This is a genomic window from Oceanobacillus sp. FSL K6-2867 (genome assembly GCF_037963145.1).
Classification (GTDB): Bacteria; Bacillota; Bacilli; order Bacillales; family Amphibacillaceae; genus Oceanobacillus.
On sequence record NZ_CP150144.1, the window covers coordinates 3,341,369 to 3,361,221 of the forward strand.

Here is a 19,853-nt window from a genome sequence, read left to right on the forward strand (position 1 = left end):
TAATTTGTTAGAACAGTATAAATGCAAAATATAAAACTAAAAATGGAGCGATATTAATGCGAAAGCTTATTGACTCTCATATCCACTTTGATATGTACGGTAAAACAGAGCAAATAGAGATGCTGCTGGATTTTCATGTACATAACATAGAAGCTATTATCTCGGTATCCAATCATCTTCAATCAGCAAAACGAAACTTAATGTTAGTTAAAGAAGATCCAAGGATCCGAGCGGCCTTTGGCTATCATCCGGAACAAAGGCTTCCAACGGATAATGAAGTGAGAGATCTGCTGGATTTTATTGAAAAGAATCAGCAGTACATGATTGCGGTTGGTGAAGTAGGCCTGCCATATTATTTAAGAAAGAAACATCCGGAGATTAATCTTCAAGGCTACATTGAAGTACTGGAGCAATTTATTCAGCAAGCGGTAATTTTAAACAAGCCAATTGTACTCCATGCAGTTTATGAAGATGCACCAATAGTATGCAGCTTGCTGGAAAAATACAATGTTAAACAAGCGCACTTTCATTGGTTTAAAGGAGATCAGCGCACGATTGAACGGATGAAACAGAATAACTGCTACATTTCCGTCACTCCGGATGTTGTATATAAAAAGAAGATTCAACAGCTAGTAAAGATATACCCAATCGGACAATTAATGGTAGAAACGGACGGACCGTGGTCATTTGAAAAGGAATTCGAAGGTCACCGAACACATCCCAAAATGCTGCATCAGTCGATTGCGGTTATTGCAGCATTAAAGCACATACCGCTGGATCAAGTCTATCAGAAAATTTATGAAAATACATGTCGCTTTTACGGTTTGTAACTCTAGAAGAAGATTCAACAAAGTTTACACAAAAGAAACTTTGTTGAATGAAGGAAAAAAAGAAGCCTCCTTGCGTTTGTTATAGTATAATGATTACTGAAATTTACAAGCCCTTGTTTTTCGTATAGATAGAAGGCTGTTTTGTTTAGTGAAATCATGAGGAGGTAAGTGTTAAAATGTCCGCAGGTAAAGAAAAGGATGAAAGAATAATTTCCTATGTGGAAATTATTGGGGATACTGTTTATGGAAAACATTTAATAAGTACCATTGGAATGAGTATTACGTTAAGTTTAGCAGGTTTTTTTATTGGAAAAGGTATCTTTCCGAAGATTGCCCCAGAAGAAATGGTGCAATCATATTCCTTGCTGCTTGGAATTGCAGGAAGTTTGTTTGCTTTAGTAATAAATACATTACTATTTAAGCCGAAACGAACATTGAACGAAATTCCGAGTACAAATGATGAGTTAACAGAAGTTTATAAAAAAATGCAATTCGATATAGAAGAGGAACGGGAATCTATAATGAATGACCCTGTTTTGAAAAAGGAAATGAAGGAACAGGGAATCTATGACATGTTTATTCAGGATGAGGAGGATAGGCGGAAATGAGTGTATTGGTAATCGCCATTCTCTTGGCAATCTTGGCTGGAGTAATATTTACATTAATTGGTTTGATTTCTGGTTCAGATGAAACAGCAATTTTAGTCCCAACTACTTTAATTGTTGTCTTGTTAGGAGCACCACCTGAAGCAGTTTTCGCGTTCTTTATGTCGGCTGTTTTGGCCAAGCATTTAACACACGCTATTCCAACAGCTTTAATGGGAGTTCCTGGTGATACAACTGCAGCTCCGATGCTTGAGCATGCGAACTTTATGCGCAGAATTGGGTTGCCGCACATTGCACTAAGAAAAATGATTTCCGGGGGAATTATTGGTGCTTTCATTGCACTTCCTGTATCCCTTTTGTTTGCGATGTTTTTAAGTCAGTTTGGAACCTTCTTCCAGGAAAATGCAGGAATTATTTTTACAGGTGCCGCTGTATTAATAGGTTACTTTTCCAAAGGACGATGGGTGAGTATTTTGCTTATTCTCCCTTTGGCCTTAGTAATCCAAGGGTTAAATTTAGTGAGTACAACGATATTGGGGAACGGTCTTTCCATTAGCTTCTTTCTTGGTATAGCAATTGGACCGATGTTAACGGATATTCTGCTTGCCACGTCAGATAGTGCCCGCTCGATGATTAAACGCACCAAACCAAATGAATATAAGCTTGCACCTGAGCAGAAATCATGGTCTGGGTATTTTCCGAATCCATTTAAGGTGTTAACGAAAAAGCAATCAGCGGCAGTAGGAGGGACTTCTTTTCTTTCCTCGTTAACCTTTGCGCTCAGTCCTGTTGGAATGACGTCATTGATGGGGGAACTAGTCGGTTCCCGCATTAAAGGACAATATAAAAAGGCAACTACTAGCTTATCTACAATGAATGGGGTAACAGAATCTACCTATGTTGCAGAGACAATCATTCCTTTAGTAGCATTTGGAATTCCATTAAGTCCTGTAGCAATCGGTCCTGCACAAGCCTTATTTAATGCACCGCCCGTTTTCACAGCGGATCCGGTAAATAATTTACATTCGATGATGGATCCAATTGATTTTCTGATCTATGGATTGATTGGGTTAGTGATTGCAGCTGTGATTGCCTATCCGTTTTCCATGAACTTTGCTCGTAAAGCTACTGTATTTGTTTTAAAACGAATTAATCAGGAAGCGATCATCGGGATGTTTATTGGAATTGTTTGTTTGCTGGCATTTTATGAAGGTGGGTTAGTTGGAATCGTTGTTACGTTCGCGATGGCAATGGTTGGCGGCATGCTGAATCGTTTTCTTGGTGTCGGGGTTGGTGTCCAGTTTATGGTATTCTACGGATCAGCCTGGATCATTTCCACGGTGCTTGGAATGTAGATTCATAGTAATTTTTCAAAAAGATGCTATATTGGATAGTAGATTTTGAAAAAGGAGAATCCATATGACAAGAAAAGTATATGATGCAAATGGCACAGAGCCTTCAGGGCCTTATTCACATGCGGTTGATGCGGGAGAATATATTTATTTCTCTGGACAGACTGCAAAAAATTCACCAACGGCTAAGGATATGACAGGAGATATTGCTGCACAAACGCAACAATGCTTTGATAACTTATTTGAAGTAATGAAAGAAGCAAATCTTACTTCAGATGATGTCGTGAAAGTGAATGTCTATTTGACAGATATGAATAACTTTGCGGAAATGAATGCTGTGTATGAAAAGCAATTTGCAGCCCCGTATCCGGCAAGAACCTGTGTTGCGGTACTCGCACTTCCACTCGGAGCAGAAGTAGAAATTGAAATGGTTGCAAAGCGATCCGCGAGTTAATAACAAAAGCGGAAGCGCCCGGTTTGCGACGTATGGACTGCGCCCCGTACTGTGGGGTGGTTCGGCTCGTCGAACATTCTTACGAAGGAGATTCACTCCAGAGTATAAGATGAACTATGACTTTCGCCTTTATGGGCGAAAAGTCAAGTTCATCTAAAAGGAAACATGCCCCTTTAGGGGTATGCCGATGTTAGGCGCAGCCTGATTTTAATCGGCCATCCTTTTCCCCAGAGTCGATGCCCGATTTCACCACAAGGGTATAAGTGCGACTAAGCCTCATGTCTTGACAATCGGCAAGTCTTCTTTATCCTACGGAGGTGAGGGAAGTCTCGCTGCGGCTTTAGCGCTGGAGCTGGACGTGGCTCCTCCGGTATCTAAGTTACCCTCAGCATTCAAATTTTATAGTTTCCTATACCATAAAAAAGCATGTGAAAATCTTTATGATTTCACATGCTTTTTCTTGTTTTGTGCAAACATCTAAATGACTGTCCAGGCTTACTTTACATCTAAGTTTTCTTTCAAAAATTGAATGACTTGATTAAATGCGTCCTTGACATTTGGATCATGCATTTCTTTGTCAAACTGATGTTTTCCGTTAGGGATGGTAATAAGTTTATTAGTGATTCCGGCTTCTTCCAAAGCTCTGCTCATATTAACGGATTCTTCATGTGGAACATCATCATCTTTATCGCCGTGCAATAACAATGTTGCCGGGTAATCGGATTGGATATTCTCAATAGGGCAGTATTTGATCAATTCAGCTTTGGGTTGATTTTTTCCAATCACATAATCATTCCATACACCTTGCTGTCTGCAATACAAGTAGATGCCATAACGTTTTTCAATTGGTGCCTCTGACAAAATGTTTGGCTGAATAAGCATTTTTGGCAAAGCTTCTGGCACTTTAGCCATTTTTGTAAAATAAGGACTTGGTTTCGTATACCAGTCACCTAAAATATTTCCGTAACCATAGAAGGACACAATCGCTTTTGGTTTTACGCCGAATATACCTGTAAGTAATGCAAGGTATCCACCGCCAGAGCTGCCGATTACGCCGATTTTTTCTGGATCGAAGTTATACGTGCTTACACCTTCGTTTTTTAGCCACTTGAGTGCATCCTGAATATCGCTTGTGATATCTGGCAATTTTGATTCCGGAGCTAAACGGTAATCAATGGAACAAATATTAAAACCAGCATTGGTATAAAGGTTAATTTGTTCTTCGGAAAGTTCATCACGGCTTCCCCAAATCAGCCCGCCACCATGGATATAAACAAGCAGTGGTGCGTTTGCTGCTTCTGTTGGATAAAAGTCACCTTTGATTTCACAGTTTCCGACATTTTTGTACACAAATGTTGAAGTCATCTTATGAATCACTCACTTTTTTTGAAGTTGCAGCTTCTGCGGTTTAGCAAAAGCCTTCATTAGTTTATCGATAATTTTACTTTTCGTCTAGTGAGAAGCAATGTATGATACTGCTGTTTTGGTACAAAATAACAACGGAAAACCTCATGTTATTAATCTTGTTTACTATATACAAAAACCGAAGCGTATTTTATCAAAAGTAACTAATTACTTTTCAAGGGTACTCGGATATAATGATTGTTGGTAAGTGGTATATCTGATAGGTACCATGAGGTATTTACTAATTGCGCTGTTAGGGAAGACAAAACAAATGCGTAATTGGTAATTTGGTGTGAACAAGGATAAGTTTTCAGTTTTTTTAATAAAGGAACATGGGATTTAATAAGTTTGCCAATAATAATAATCCACTTACGCGTTAACGCAAGGACATACAGAGAATCATTTCAACTGAGATGGTTTTATATAATTGATTTAAAAGACAAAGCTGTTTATGTCTTTAAGAGCTTGTTCAAAAGTCCGGTGAAAATGACACATCGATTTCCCCCTTTTTTGAACGCGTGCTTTAATATAAACAATTTGATTTTTGATTAGAACCAATATGAGGTTGGAAAGGTACCTGATATAAATCAAAGGCTTTTAGGATGCGTTGGCTCGTGAAAGCGCGCACAAGCCTTTACATACTCTGTATGAAATTGATATAAAGAAGACTTTTCATTTCTGGGATAAAAGGAGTGAAACATGCTTCGAAGTTTTACAATAAATATTGGTCTGGGAGTGAGAAACATGCTTCATACTGTGATTAAGAAGAATTTATATCAGGACTCAGTTAGCCTGATGTTATTAACGAATCACTTATCCGCTATGGATGGTGTTGAGCGAATTTCAGTTATGATGGGAACACCATCTAACAAAGATATTATGAAGGGGTCAGGTTTATATACTGATGAGCTAGAAGCTGCAAGCCCGAACGATCTTTGTGTTGTTGCTGAAACAGAAGATGTTGATCGTGTTATTGAGGAATTAGAGGATTTCTTAAACAACCAATCTGCAGCATCTGAAGCAACTGCATATTCTACAGTTCGTACATGGGAAATGGCAGAAAACAAATTGCCAAGTGCTGATTTAGCTCTTATTTCAATTGCAGGTGAACACGCTGCAGCTGAAGCGAATAAAGCCCTTGACCGTGACCTGAACGTATTCCTGTTCAGTGATAATGTAAGTATCGAAGATGAATTACAATTAAAGCAAAGAGCTGCGGAAAAAGGACTAATGGTAATGGGACCTGACTGTGGTACTGGTATCCTAAGTGGAGTGCCAATTGCTTTTGCAAACGTAATTGAAAAAGGAAATATTGGTGTTGTAGGTGCTTCAGGTACTGGTATTCAGGAAGTAACCACAATCATCGGAAGAAACGGCGGCGGTGTGTCACATGCTATCGGTACTGGTGGACGTGACTTAGCATTAGAAATCGGTGCGTTAACAACAATTCAAGGATTGCGTGTATTGGATGCAGATCCTGAAACAGATGTAATTGTTTATATTTCTAAGCCACCTGCACCAGAAGTGCGTGAAAAGGTTGTTGAAGTATTCAAGACATTATCTAAGCCAGTTGTTTCCATCTTTATGGGTGATAAGCCAAAAGAGCAACACGATAATGTACATTATGCATGGACTTTAGAAGATACAGCGCTAAAAGCTTTAGAATTAGCTCAAACAAGCAACACTTCTGCTGATAGTATCCTAGCAGATAACGAAGATTTGAAGAAAATCAAAGAAAACAAAGATCAGCGCTTCATTAAAGGTTATTATTGTGGTGGTACATTAGCACTTGAAGCAGCAATGATTCTGGAAGATGCATTCAATCTTGATCCAGATGCAGCACATCCTGAAGGGATGATGCTACAACACGGTGAACACGAAGTAATCGACCTAGGTGATGACGCTTATACACAAGGTCGCGCGCATCCAATGATTGACCCTACTTTCCGTGTGGAAAAAGTGAAAGAAGCTATTGCAAACCCTAAAACAGCAGTACTTCTATTAGATAACGTTATTGGATATGGAGCTCATGATGATATGGCTGGCGTATTCGCACCAGTTATCGAAAAGGGTAAAAAAGAAGCAGCTGAACAAGGAAGAGCATTTATCGCAATTGCATCTGTAACAGGTACAGCACAAGATCCTCAAGTATACCAGGATCAAGTAGATAAATTAGAAGCTGCAGGTGTTATTGTTACCGAAAGCAATGCACAAGCAACAAAACTTGCTGCTGCAATTATTGATTCTCTTGAAGGAGAAGAGGCAGCAGAAACAAAAGCAGAAAAAGCAGAAGCTGCAGATCTTACAAAAGCTTCTGAACTGATTTCAGATAAACCAAGAGTAATCAACGTTGGTCTAACTGGATTCGCTGATACCGTTCAAGAGAATGGCGGTCAAGTGGTTCAATACCAATGGGCACCTATCGCAGGTGGAGATAAGCGTTTAGCTGCAATTTTGGAAAAACTAAGCAAGTTATAAGATTAGGAGGATTATCATGCAATATAAAACAATTGATGAAGCAAATCAGGCGGTTATTCAACATATTACAGCATCAGAACCATTCTTACTTGATGTTGTTCCGGCAAAAAGTGTTATCTCTGAATTAAACGGAAAGGCTCTTTTACACTCAGGACCTCCAACAGTTTGGGAAAAAATGCCTCACCCAATGCAAGGTTCTTGTATCGGTGCAGCATTATTTGAAGGATGGGCTGCAACAGAAGAAGAAGCTCAAAAAATGCTTGAAAACGGAGAAGTTACATTCATTTCTGCTCACTCTGTAAGTGCTGTAGGACCAATGGGCGGAATCACTTCTGCAAACATGCCAGTTGTTGTTGTAGAAAACAAAGCAAGTGAAAAACGTGCTTACTGTAACCTAAACGAAGGTATTGGTGCGGTACTGCGTTTCGGTGCGTACAACGAAGAAGTAATCAATCGCTTAAACTGGATGAAAGATGTATTAGGACCTGCTCTTTCTAAATCATTAAAACAAATCGATGGCGGAATGAACGTCAACGTACTTGTTGCAAAAGCAATTACAATGGGTGACGAATTCCACCAAAGAAATATTGCGGCATCTGCATTATTCTTAAGACAAATCGTTCCATACTTAATCACTTCTGGTATCTCAGAAAAAGAATTACAGGAAGTTACAAAATTCCTAGCAGATAATGACCAGTTCTTCTTGAACATTATGATGGCAACAGCTAAATCTGTAATGGATACTGCTGCTACTGAAACAGAAGGAAGTATCGTTACTGCGCTTGCTCGTAATGGTGACCAGTTCGGAATCAAAGTTAGTGGACTAGGTGATCAATGGTTTACTGCCCCAGTTAATACTCCAGATGGTTTGTATTTCAGTGGCTACAGCTCTGAAGATGCAACTCCAGACATGGGAGATAGTGCAATCACTGAAGCTTACGGTGTTGGTGGTATGGCAATGGTTGCTGCACCAGGTGTTGTTCGCTTCGTAGGTACTGGCGGATTCAATGACGCTGTTAACACAAGTGATGAAATGCGTGAAATCTGTATTGCTAACAACAATAACTTGCAAATTCCTACTTGGGATTTCCAAGGTGCTTGTTTAGGTATCGATATCCGTAAAGTAGTTGAAACTGGAATTACTCCAGTAATCAACACTGGTATTGCTCATAAAGTAGCAGGAACAGGACAAATTGGTGCTGGTACTGTACGTGTACCACTTGGATGTTTCGAAAAAGCTTTAGAAGCACTTGCTGAAAAATACGGCGTAGAAGTTTAATTTCTTATAAATAATATAAAATGGCAACAGGATAGATGTGTGGATGGATGGTATGTACTGTATGCAGGCATACCATCCTATCCTGCCATTAATGAACGATGCCGTTATGATTTTTAGTTGGAGGGTTTATAGATGAGTAAAACAATAGTTGCTGCAATAGGTGGGAATGCAATTTTACAAGCTGGTCAAGAAGGTACGTTTGAGAACCAGATGAACAATGTTCGTACAAGTGCTAAATTTTTAGCGAAATTAATTAAAGATGGCTATAAGCTAGTTATTACACATGGTAATGGTCCACAAGTTGGAAATATCCTTCGTCAAAATGAAGTAGCTGCAGATGTTGTTCCTCAACTTCCATTAGACGCATTAAGTGGTCAATCCCAAGGTTTTATCGGTTATATGATGGTTCAATGTTTAGTAAATGAATTCCAAGCACTAGGCATTGATGCACCAGTAACTAACTTGTTAACACGTGTTGAAGTTTCACGTGATGATACGGATTTCCAAAATCCTTCTAAACCAATTGGTGCCTTCTATTCAGAAGAAGAATCAAAACAGCTTGCAGCTGAAAAAGGCTGGAAAATGGTAGAAGATTCAGGCCGTGGCTATCGCCGTGTTGTACCTTCTCCAGAACCACTTAAAATCCATGAAGCACAAACAATTAAAACACTTGCAGAAGCGGGTAATGTAGTTGTAGCTTGTGGCGGCGGTGGAATTCCGGTTGTAACAGCAGAAAGCGGAACGGTTGAGGGTGTTGAAGCAGTAATCGATAAAGATCGCAGCGGCTTTAAACTTGCTCAAGAAATGGAAGCAGATGTTTTCATGATTTTAACAGATGTTGAAAATGTTTACGTTAATTATGGAACACCAGAACAAAAAGCATTAGGTCAAATCAAAGTAGACGAGATGGATAGCTATGTTGCTGAAGGTCAATTTAGTGCAGGAAGCATGGGACCTAAAGTTGAATCTGCATTACAATTTGCTAAAACTACTGGCACAGCTATCATCTGTTCATTAGAACAAGTTGATAAAGCAATCCGTGGTGAGAGTGGAACGATTATTTCTAAATAATTAGGGAATAGGCATTTCATATTAATGAAATGTCAACCTTAAAGAATCAATTCATTAAAGGAGCGATTTTTAATGGGATATCCAACAGATCTTTTATCAAGCAGAGCAGTTATTGAACCAGGTAAATATGCGGTTATTCCTCCAGAAGGAAGAGTAAACAATGTTGTTCCTGGTTTTGAAAATTGCACAATGACTATTTTAGGGTCACCTAAATTAGGTGCGACTTTCGTTGATTATATCTTAACTTTCCATGAAGGTGGTAAAAATACAGATGGTTTCGGTGGACAAGATAATATCGAAACATTTGTATGTGTGCTTGAAGGGAAAGTAAAGGCAAAAGCAGATGACGAAGAATTTATTCTTGAGTCAGGCGGATATTTATATTGTCCACCATCTGTAACGATGTATTTGGAGAACCTAGAAGAAGGAGATTCTAGATTATTCCTTTACAAACAAAAACATAAGCCTTTAGAAGGCAAAAAACCTTGGGTTGTTTCTGGCAACACAAATGATTTAGAAGAAGTGGATTATGAAGGCATGCACAATATGCGTCTTAAAGATTTACTTCCAACGGATATTGCATTTGATATGAACTTCCATATTCTAACATTTGATCCAGCTGGCAGCCATCCATTTATTGAAACACATGTACAGCAGCATGGTGCATATTTATTATCTGGTGAGGGTGTATACAACCTGGATAATAAATGGCAAACAGTTAAAAAAGAAGATTACATTTACATGGCTCCATACTGCCTGCAAGCAACATATGCAGTAGGCAGAGAACCACTTGTTTACTTGTATTCTAAAGATTGTAATCGCGACGAAGAACTATAAGAGGTTAAGCGTCCGACGTCTTAATTAAATGATTGCAGAAAAGGTAAAGGGCATTTTGCCGTTTACCTTTGTCTGTATGTAAATAAATATTTTTGCAGAAATTCCATAGAAGAGCCAAGAGGTGTGTTAAGTGAGAGTAACAAAGCAGGAATTAACTAATTTAATCAAAAATAAAATTCATAAAGCAGGATTGTCAGAAGAGCACGCGGAACAGGTAGCTGATGTACTTGTATTTGCAGATGCAAAAGGTATCCATTCTCATGGGGCAATGCGTGTAGAATATTATGCTGAACGTATTGCTAAGGGCGGAATTACTGCTGACCCAGACTTTAAAGTCGAAAAAACAGGCCCAAGCTCTGCAATCTTTCATGGAGACAATGGAGCTGGACATGTTGCAGCAAAACGTGCAATGGATGAAGCAATCAAGATTGCAAAAGAGAGCGGTGTAGCTGTTGTAGGCGTTAAGAAAATGGGTCATAGTGGTGCATTATCTTACTTTACAGAGTATGCTGCAAAGCAAGATTTAATAGCACTTTCTGTTTGTCAGTCTGACCCAATGGTTGTTCCATTTGGTGGTGCTGAAGCTTATTATGGTACAAATCCAATCGCATTCGCCGTTCCTGGGAAAGACGGTAAATTAATTAGCTTTGATATGGCTACGACTGTACAAGCATGGGGTAAAATTCTGCATGCAAGATCTAAAAATGAAACGATTCCAGATACATGGGCAGTAGATGAAAATGGTGAACCAACTACAGATCCGCATAAGGTTAAAGCGTTACTGCCAGTTGCAGGGCCTAAAGGCTATGGTCTCATGATGATGGTAGACGTACTTTCAGGTGTGTTATTAGGACTGCCATTTGGTAATAAAGTATCATCCATGTACCATGATTTAAGCGAAGGAAGAGATCTAGGACAGTTACATCTCGTAATTAATCCAGAGGTATTTACTGGTTTAGACTCATTTAAAGAGAATATTGCACAAACAATGAACGATTTAAATGCAATTAAACCTGCTCCAGGATTCGATCAAGTATTCTATCCAGGTCAAAATCTTGAATTCATTCAAAAAGAATACGAAGAAAAAGGTATTGAAATTGTCGATGATATTTATGAATATTTAGTATCAGATGTCGTTCATAACAATGCATACGACAATCAAGATCCTTTTGCGGAGTAATTAGCAGCTGGATTATATGCAGCTATTGGGTTAGTTTTTCTTAGAAGGAAAAGCTTACTCAACCCGATTACAAAGTAATCAAGTAATCATCAACTTCCTTGCATATGTAGTTCAATTATAGGTTTTGAAAGTTGTTCTATTTATACGATAACTATAAGGGGTGATATTTTGAGAGTAACGAAAGATGATTTAAAAAATCTAATGAAAAACAAGCTGAACAAAGCAGGTTTAACGGAAGAGCATGCTGATGGTGTTGCTGATGTTTTAGTCCATGCTGATGCAAGAGGAGTTCATTCCCATGGGGCAATGCGCGTTGAATATTACGCGGAGCGAATTGCCAAGGGCGGTATAAACACAAATCCCGATTTCAAGTTTGAAAAAACAGGACCGACTACAGCAATTTTTGATGGCGACAATGGGGCAGGTCATGTTGCTGCAAAATTGGCAATGGATGAAGCAATTGAAATGGCCAAAGAAAATGGTGTAGCTGTTGTAGGAGTGAGAAAAATCAGCCATAGTGGCGCATTATCTTACTTTGTACAGCAAGCAGCCAAAGAAAACCTAATCGGAATCTCTGTATGTCAGTCGGATCCAATGGTAGTGCCGTTTGGTGGAGCAGAACCATACTATGGCACAAATCCGATAGCTTTTGCTGCACCAGGGAAAGATGATATCATCACATTTGATATGGCAACAACTGTACAAGCCTGGGGCAAAATCTTACATGCTCGTTCCAAAAACGAAAGCATCCCAGATACATGGGCAGTTGATAAAAATGGAGAATCAACAACAGATCCATTTAGTGTTAATGCATTGTTGCCAATTGCAGGACCAAAAGGCTATGGCTTGATGATGATGGTTGATGTGCTCTCAGGGATTTTATTAGGTCTTCCTTTTGGCAGCAAAGTATCATCCATGTACCATGACTTAAGTGAAGGAAGAAATTTAGGGCAATTACACATCGTAATTAACCCGGAATACTTTACAAATCTAGAAGTATTCAAGCAAAATATTTCGACAACAATGAACGATCTAAACAATATTAAACCAGCTCCAGGCTTTGATCAGGTTTCATATCCGGGTCAGCGAAGTGCACAAAGAGAGGCTGCATACATGGAAAATGGTATTGAAATTGTTGATGATATTTATGAATATCTCGTATCAGACGTTGTGCATAATAATGCGTACGGCGACAAGGATCCCTTTGCGAAATAAAAGAGATTAAAAAAAGTCACGGCATCTATCGGAATGATAGAAAATACGTGGCTTTTTCTTTGTTTTATAAGGGTTTTACCCTAACAGTATTAAGAATATTTAAACTTATTTATGTTAATAAAGTACAAACCATTGTTAACTTTGAACAATAAAGGAACCAAGTTATACAACAATAGTTAACTATTTTGTTTACTCAATATAAAGACCTGAATAGTGATCTGTTATATACTTAATTCAAGGAAAAAAGGTGGATATTTTTCACCTGGTAGTGCTGCATGATCAGATACGGAAAATGAGGTTTACATAATAAATACCTTGAGCTTTATTTGTGAAACATGCTATAAATTTGCGCTATTTAACCCTTTTTCACAAGGGCGTAATTATTTTCGAGCAAAATGATTACAATAAGAATTATGGTCGGACAAGTAGTGTAAATTCGTTGTTGATCGTGAGAGGAGAATTATTTTTGGAAAGCTTGAAACGAGACCAGCTTAAAGCAGCTGGTTTTAGTGATGATGTTCTACCATCACAAGATAAGGATAGAACATGGAATACAGGAAATTTCTTTACTGTTTGGATGGGGAGTGTACATAACATTCCAAACTATATTGCCATTGGTGGTCTTTTTGCGATTGGACTATCTGTTGGACAAGTTTTTTCAGCAATTGTAATGGCAGCTCTAATTTTAGCGGCAGTGATGGTATTTAATGGCCATGCAGGTTCAAAATATGGTTTACCATTTGCCATGCTGATTCGTTCATCATATGGAAATAAAGGAGCCCTATTTCCTGGAGTAATCAGGGGAGTTATCGCAGCAATAATGTGGTTTGGTTTCCAAACATTCGCTGGAAGCCAGGCACTGTCAATCTTAATTGGCAAACTGTGGCCAGGTTATTTAACACTTGGCGGCGATTGGAATTTCTTTGGATTGACATTGCCAGCCCTTATTTCATTCCTGATTTTTTGGCTGTTTAATGTAGCGTTAATTTATGGAGGAATGGATATCTTAGGTAAGTTTACGAATATTCTTTCCCCATTAATTTATATTGTATTTGGTGGTATGGCGATTTGGGCAATTAACCTTGCTGGTGGAATTGGACCAATTCTTTCTTACTCCAGCCCTGGCTTTGAAGGAAATAGTATTATTGTCTTTTTAGCTGCTGTCACTGCAATAATTGCAGCGTGGGCCGCACCGATGGTCAGTGTATCTGACTTTACAAGATTAGCAAAAACCCCTAAACATCAAGCAGTTGGTCAAACATTGGGCTTAATTGTAACATACCTGCTTTTTGCAGTTGCAAGTATTTCGATTATTGTTGGGTCAGAGATTGCTTTTGGAACACCAATTTGGAATGTGCTTGATGTGGTTGCTCGTTTTGATGGAACATTCGCTATTGCTATTTCTGTATTAACATTATGTTTAACCACTTTATCTGTTAACGTAACCGGAAATATTGTTCCTGCAGGCTACCAGATTGCATCACTATTTCCGAAGCTCTTTACCTTTAAATCAGCTGCAACATTGGCTGCTATCCTCGGGATACTTATTATGCCGTGGAAGCTAATGGAAAATTCTACAAGTATCTTTACATTTTTAAACATTGTTGCTGGTTTATTAGCACCAATTACTGGTGTTATGCTTGCACACTACTTCATTGTTTCGAAGAAGAAGATTGATATAAACGAGCTATACTCTAAAAATGGTAAGTATAATTATAAAAATGGGTATAATGTGAATGCGATTGTAGCTACAATCATTGGTGCGGTACTTAGTTTGATTGGTCAGTTTGTACCATTCTTTAAACCACTTTATGACATTTCATGGTTTGTGGGAATTGTTTCCGCTATTGTGATTTATACAATACTGGAAATGTCTAAAAAAAAAAGATCAATTCACAACAAGAGTTAAATAAAGCAACCGGAAAAGGCGCATAACCAAGACCTTCCGGGTTAGAGCAGTAAAGAAGATAAGCCACCATTTCTTTACTGCCAATCAAATTTTGTATATCTAACCAATTAATTTGGTATAAGATAAAGGTTTAACTTCATGAAGCAAGTAAAACAGGAGAGGGGAATTATCGGATGACAACATTTGATCTTATCTTAAGAGATGGAAATATTGTAACAGCAGATTCAATTGTTTCAGGAGATATTGCAGTTAAAGATGGAAAAATAGTAGAGGTTTCCGCTGATAAGGCTATCGAAGGAACTGCTGTGAAAGAAATTAATGCAGAAGGATTACATATCTTGCCTGGGTTAATTGACACACATGTACATTTTAATGAACCAGGAAGAACGGAATGGGAAGGACTGGAAACCGGAAGCCGAAGTCTGGCTGCAGGAGGCGCGACATCATTCTTTGATATGCCATTAAACAGTACCCCTCCTACTATTAACAAAGAAAACCTAGATTTGAAAAAAGAACTAGGTGAAGAGAAAGCAATTGTAAATCCATACTACTGGGGCGGATTAGTTCCAGAAAATATTGCTGACCTAAAAGATCTTCATGAGAATGGGGTTATTGGATTTAAAGCGTTTATGTCACCAAGTGGGATTGCAGATTTCAACAATGTAGATGATGAATCTATTTTTAAAGGTATGAAAGAAATCGCTTCTCTAGGATCTCTGCTAGCTGTTCATGCTGAGAGTACCGTTATTTGTGATCAATTAGCAGCGGAAAAACAAGAGCAAGGAAAAACAACTGCTAGAGATTTTGTTGAATCCAGACCGATTATTTCAGAAATTGAAGCAGTACGCAGAATTATTTCTTATGCAGAAGCAACTGGTTGTAAACTTCATATTGTTCATGCCAGCAGCCGTAAAGTTGTTGAAGTAATTAATGATGCTAAACAAAGAGGCGTTGATATAACAGTTGAAACATGTCCGCATTATTTATCCTTAACAGTAAAAGACCTAGAAGAAAAAGGTGCAATAGCAAAATGTGCTCCACCACTCCGAGATGAGGATGAAGTGGAAGACCTTTGGGCTGCAGTTGCTGCAGGAGAGATCAATGTCATTGCATCTGACCATTCTCCAGCACCGGCATCAATGAAAACTATTACAGATAACTATTTTGAAGGATGGGGCGGAATTTCTGGAGCTCAATCAACGTTGAATATTATGCTAACAGAAGGTTATTTCAAACGTAATCTTCCATTAGAAAAAATTGTTGCCTTAACTTCAACAAACCCAGCGAAACTTTTTGGATTAGAATCGAAAGGTACGATTGCTGCTGGTTTTGATGCAGATATAACACTTGTTAATCTTAATGAAGAATTTGTACTGAAAGCTGAAGATTTAAAATACCGTCATAAGCATTCTCCATATGTTGGTAAAACATTTAAAGGAAATGTAAAAACTACAATCGTAAATGGAGAAGTTGTGTTTGAAAATGGAGAAATTGTAGAGAAGTAAATCTTTATCAAGCATTAACTGGCTGTAATCGTTCACCTCTTGAGTGCGAGGGACAGCCCGTAAATTCCTGATTCTGTTCAACTAACATTAAGTGGGGAGGAAAGGAAACCCCACTTAATGACGATTCACTTTATAAACATTCAGTTAGAAAAGGGGTATTCAAATGGGATTTGATGCAGTAATTAAAAACGGAAATGTTGTACTTCGCGATGGTGTCTATAACGTGGATATCGGAATTAAAGACGGAAAAATTGCAAGCATTGCGGAAGAAATTACAGAACAAGCAAATGAAGTAATTAATGCAAAAGGTCAATATGTTATGCCGGGAATGATTGATACACATGTGCATATCAGTGAACCTGGCCGTACAGAGTGGGAAGGCTTTGAAACAGGTTCTAAAGCACTTGCTGCTGGTGGAACAACAAGCTATGTGGAAATGCCGCTTAACGCTATTCCTGCAACCATCAATAAAGAAACATTAGACTTGAAACTAGAGGCTGCTAAAAGTCAGAACTATGTCGACTATGCATTCTATGGTGGGCTTGTTCCAGAAAACATCGATCAGCTTGAAGAATTAGTAGATGCGGGTGTTCCAGCATTCAAATGCTTTATGTCAGCAATAACTGCAGAAGTACCGGGCGACTTTGTTAATGTTGATGACTATGCATTGTATAAAGGCATGCAAAAATTGGCTGAATTGGATCAGATTTTATGTATTCATGCTGAAAACCCAACGATTACTGCGAAACTGGCAGATGAAATGGTGCGTGAAGGCAGAACAACAGCAATGGACTATGTTGATTCACGTCCAATTTTTACGGAGGTTGAAGCAGTACAACGTGCATTATTGTTTGCAAAAGAAACTGGATGTAAACTGCATTTCGTGCACATTAGTACTTCTGAAGCAATTCAGAAAATCCTTGAAGCACGCAGAGATGGTGTAGATGTAACGGTTGAATCTTGTACACATTATTTTGCACTTACTGCAGAAGATGTAGAAGAAATTGGACCAAGAGCTAAATGTCAACCGCCATTGAGAAAAGCAAAAGACCAAGCAAGATTATGGGATGAGCTGATGGCAGGTAATATCGATTGGTTAACCTCCGATCATTCTCCATGTACAGAAGACCTTAAACAAGGAAATATCTTTGATGCATGGGGCGGAATCAGTGGTGCACAAAATAATGTGGATATTATGTTTGATCTAGCTGTTAAAAAACGCGGATTACCCGTGCAAAAATTTGTAGATTTAATCGCAACAACTCCAGCGGAGCGTTTCAACTTGCCAAATAAAGGTGAAATTGCGGTTTCCAAGGATGCGGATATCATTCTAGTTGATCCGAACAGTTCTTATACGCTAAACAGAGAAGACCTTTATTATAAAAATAAGCATAGTGCTTATGAAGGAAGAAACATTGACTGTCGTGTAACAAAAACGATTGTACGCGGAAATGTTGTTTATGATTTAGAACAAGGCATTGTAGGCGAACCGATTGGTAAGCTGATGACTGTGAATAAATAATATGATTTAAATTGAAAATGAAAAAGGTGTTCCTTCTTAGGAGGGGACACCGTTTTTGTATAAATTGCATATTTTCCAAAGGTATTTCTCCGTGGCAGCACATTATGTTTAAAATAATGAGGAATAAATCACACTAATATATGTAGATTAAAAAAGGCTCTTGTTATATTTGCATAGAAAACGGCTGAGTTTTATAAGAGCTTGATCCCTTGACTTATTTGACAAATCGTAAGTTACACGATCAAATCCTCCTCATCTGCAGTACAAATTGAACAATTAGCTATTTAGAGTATATAAAAGATGAATATAAGTTGGTTAGTATGAACAATATACATAATAAATTTAGTTGTAATCGACATTTACATGGAATTCAATTAATTTTACAATAAAATGCAGTACAGAGTTGTGAGCGGATACAACATAGCATATAGTTAGAGGATTTCTAGATTGTTCACATGGCAGGGTGAGTAATAAGGGGTATTTTACATAAATGCATGTCAGTAGTTTCACCGGTTTTCTGTACAAGTTAATAATAAAGGATGGGACAAGAATGGAGACAACAGAGAAAAAGAAAAAATTTCAATTGCCTCATATCTATGTAATCTTATTTATTTTTAGTGCACTTGCTGCAATCGCTACTTATTTTGTACCTGCAGGTGAATTTGAGCGGGTACCAGGACCGGATGGAAGGGAAACGGTGAATCCAGAGTCTTTTACACAAATTGAATCTTCACCTGTAGGGATTGTTGACTTCTTGACAATCATTCCAAGAGGTTTAATTGAAGCAGGGGAAATTATATTTTTCACATTTATGATTGGTGGAATGTTCATGGTGCTGAAAAAAACAGGCATCATTGAAATAATAGTCGATCGGCTAGCAAACCGCTTTGCTAAAAAAAGTATTTTGATTATACCTGTGCTTACAACTGTTTTTGCAGTCGTTGCTACATTAATTGGTACACCAGAATTAACGCTTGTATATATTCCCGTCATCTTGCCATTGATGATTGCCCTAGGGTATGATTCTATTGTTGCGGCAGCTATTGCTTTAATTGGGTCAGTAGTCGGTTTTACTGCGGGAGTACTCAATCCAGTGAATGTAGGATTATCACAGCAAATTGTAGGTGTCCCACTGTTTTCAGGGATAGGCTTTCGCATCGTTATTTTTGTATTAACAGTAGCAGTTGCCTCGCTTTTCATTATGCGCTACGCAAAAAAAGTTAAAAACAATCCATTAAATAGTTTTGTCTATGAAGATGATACAGAGAAAAGGAAGCAATATCAGCACCAGGATAAACTAGAAGTTAGGACAATGACAGCTAGACAAAAGTACGCTTCTCTTGCAGCGCTCCTATTTATGGGAATCTTAGTCTACGGAGTCCTTAATCATGGCTGGTTCATGGTCGAGATGGCTGGACTATTTGTATTCATGGGTATTGTTGTAGGTTTAATTTCAGGCCTGAACTCAACGGAAATATCAGAAGGATTTACAGAAGGTTTTCGGGATGTGTTAATGGGAGCTATTATCATGGGCTTAGCTCGTGGGGTTTCGGTCGCGCTAGAAGATGGTCATATTATGGATACAATCGTCTATAGTTTAGGATCGGTAGTTGGTGACTTCCCTGCTGTTTTCGGTGCAGTTGGAATGTATCTTGTCCAATTAACAATAAACTTTATTATTCCATCCGGAAGTGGACAAGCACTAGTAACAATGCCGATTATGGGACCTTTAGCTGATCTTATCGGTGTTACAAGACAAACGGCAGTACTTGCATTCCAACTTGGAGATGGATTTGCACATATTCTTTATCCGACATCAGGATACTTTATGGCTGCTTTAGCAATTGCAGGTGTTGCCTGGCAAAAATGGGTAAAGTTCTTCTTGCCGCTGTTTTTCATTCTTTCAGGAATCGCAATTGTTGCATTAATCATTGCCCAATCGATTCAGTACACAGGCTGAGCTAGTTTTAACATATAAAGGAAAGAGGTTGGAACATAACCAGGGTGTTTAATTTGTGAACAATGCATAAACTTAGTGTACGTACACTCCGCCACTCAATGGGCAACGTATTTTTTCGAAGCGGGGTATTTGCACCAGGCATGCTTGCATTTAGTTGATAAAAACACTCCGTCCCAGTCTCTTTCTTTTTGATGTTTTCCAATTTGTTATTGTTTAATATGGATAAAAATGATTTATTTTTTTATCATAAAT

General features: G+C 38.3%; 15 protein-coding genes. 14 read left to right on the plus strand and 1 reads right to left on the minus strand.

All coding sequences use genetic code 11. The features are described 5' to 3' along the window. The first annotated feature begins 56 nt into the window (after window positions 1-56). The 4 genes from NSQ77_RS16195 to NSQ77_RS16210 all read left to right on the plus strand — a co-directional run bounded on the left by NSQ77_RS16195 (window position 57) and on the right by NSQ77_RS16210 (window position 3,241). Window positions 57-830: a TatD family hydrolase gene (locus tag NSQ77_RS16195; protein WP_339227071.1), complete on the plus strand. Its 774-nt coding sequence runs from the start codon at window positions 57-59 to the stop codon at window positions 828-830. A 176-nt stretch (window positions 831-1,006) separates the two neighbouring features. Continuing rightward, on the plus strand, window positions 1,007-1,438 hold the full coding sequence (locus NSQ77_RS16200; RefSeq protein ID WP_339227072.1) for a hypothetical protein: 432 nt from the start codon (window positions 1,007-1,009) through the stop codon (window positions 1,436-1,438). Beyond that, complete coding sequence (locus NSQ77_RS16205) at window positions 1,435-2,790, plus strand: tripartite tricarboxylate transporter permease (RefSeq protein ID WP_339227073.1); 1,356 nt, start codon at window positions 1,435-1,437, stop codon at window positions 2,788-2,790. Before NSQ77_RS16200 ends, NSQ77_RS16205 begins: the two co-directional genes overlap by 4 nt. Window positions 2,791-2,854: 64 nt before the next feature. Beyond that, window positions 2,855-3,241: a Rid family detoxifying hydrolase gene (locus NSQ77_RS16210; RefSeq protein ID WP_339227074.1), complete on the plus strand. Its 387-nt coding sequence runs from the start codon at window positions 2,855-2,857 to the stop codon at window positions 3,239-3,241. Window positions 3,242-3,736: 495 nt separating this feature from the next. Here the strand turns inward: NSQ77_RS16210 and NSQ77_RS16215 are convergent, their stop codons facing one another. Further along, window positions 3,737-4,606 carry an alpha/beta hydrolase gene (locus NSQ77_RS16215; RefSeq protein ID WP_339227075.1) on the minus strand — a complete coding sequence of 290 codons (870 nt, stop codon included), beginning with the start codon at window positions 4,604-4,606 and terminating at the stop codon, window positions 3,737-3,739. A 783-nt stretch (window positions 4,607-5,389) separates the two neighbouring features. Here NSQ77_RS16215 and fdrA point away from each other — a divergent pair. From fdrA to NSQ77_RS16265, 10 genes are all read left to right on the plus strand, one after another. Next, window positions 5,390-7,123 (plus strand): acyl-CoA synthetase FdrA, encoded by a 1,734-nt coding sequence (gene fdrA / locus NSQ77_RS16220; RefSeq protein WP_339227076.1) that lies wholly within the window; start codon window positions 5,390-5,392, stop codon window positions 7,121-7,123. Between the two features lie 16 nt (window positions 7,124-7,139). Then, window positions 7,140-8,402 carry a DUF1116 domain-containing protein gene (locus tag NSQ77_RS16225; RefSeq protein ID WP_339227077.1) on the plus strand — a complete coding sequence of 421 codons (1,263 nt, stop codon included), beginning with the start codon at window positions 7,140-7,142 and terminating at the stop codon, window positions 8,400-8,402. Between the two features lie 132 nt (window positions 8,403-8,534). Then, window positions 8,535-9,473 (plus strand): carbamate kinase, encoded by a 939-nt coding sequence (arcC, locus tag NSQ77_RS16230; protein ID WP_339227078.1) that lies wholly within the window; start codon window positions 8,535-8,537, stop codon window positions 9,471-9,473. Between the two features lie 72 nt (window positions 9,474-9,545). Then, complete coding sequence (gene allE, locus NSQ77_RS16235; protein WP_339227079.1) at window positions 9,546-10,310, plus strand: (S)-ureidoglycine aminohydrolase; 765 nt, start codon at window positions 9,546-9,548, stop codon at window positions 10,308-10,310. Window positions 10,311-10,440: 130 nt separating this feature from the next. Beyond that, window positions 10,441-11,490: an ureidoglycolate dehydrogenase gene (gene allD, locus NSQ77_RS16240; RefSeq protein WP_339227080.1), complete on the plus strand. Its 1,050-nt coding sequence runs from the start codon at window positions 10,441-10,443 to the stop codon at window positions 11,488-11,490. Window positions 11,491-11,658: 168 nt separating this feature from the next. Continuing rightward, on the plus strand, window positions 11,659-12,705 hold the full coding sequence (gene allD / locus NSQ77_RS16245; protein ID WP_339227081.1) for an ureidoglycolate dehydrogenase: 1,047 nt from the start codon (window positions 11,659-11,661) through the stop codon (window positions 12,703-12,705). 466 nt (window positions 12,706-13,171) lie between these two features. Continuing rightward, window positions 13,172-14,614, plus strand: a complete 1,443-nt coding sequence (gene ncs1 / locus NSQ77_RS16250) for an NCS1 family nucleobase:cation symporter (RefSeq protein WP_339227082.1) — start codon at window positions 13,172-13,174, stop codon at window positions 14,612-14,614. A gap of 173 nt (window positions 14,615-14,787) precedes the next feature. After that, on the plus strand, window positions 14,788-16,119 hold the full coding sequence (locus tag NSQ77_RS16255) for an allantoinase (RefSeq protein ID WP_339227083.1): 1,332 nt from the start codon (window positions 14,788-14,790) through the stop codon (window positions 16,117-16,119). A 163-nt stretch (window positions 16,120-16,282) separates the two neighbouring features. After that, window positions 16,283-17,641, plus strand: coding sequence for an allantoinase AllB (gene allB, locus NSQ77_RS16260; RefSeq protein WP_339227084.1), 1,359 nt, complete (start codon window positions 16,283-16,285; stop codon window positions 17,639-17,641). A 550-nt stretch (window positions 17,642-18,191) separates the two neighbouring features. Beyond that, window positions 18,192-19,601, plus strand: a complete 1,410-nt coding sequence (locus tag NSQ77_RS16265) for a YfcC family protein (protein WP_339227085.1) — start codon at window positions 18,192-18,194, stop codon at window positions 19,599-19,601. The last annotated feature ends 252 nt before the right edge of the window (window positions 19,602-19,853 follow it).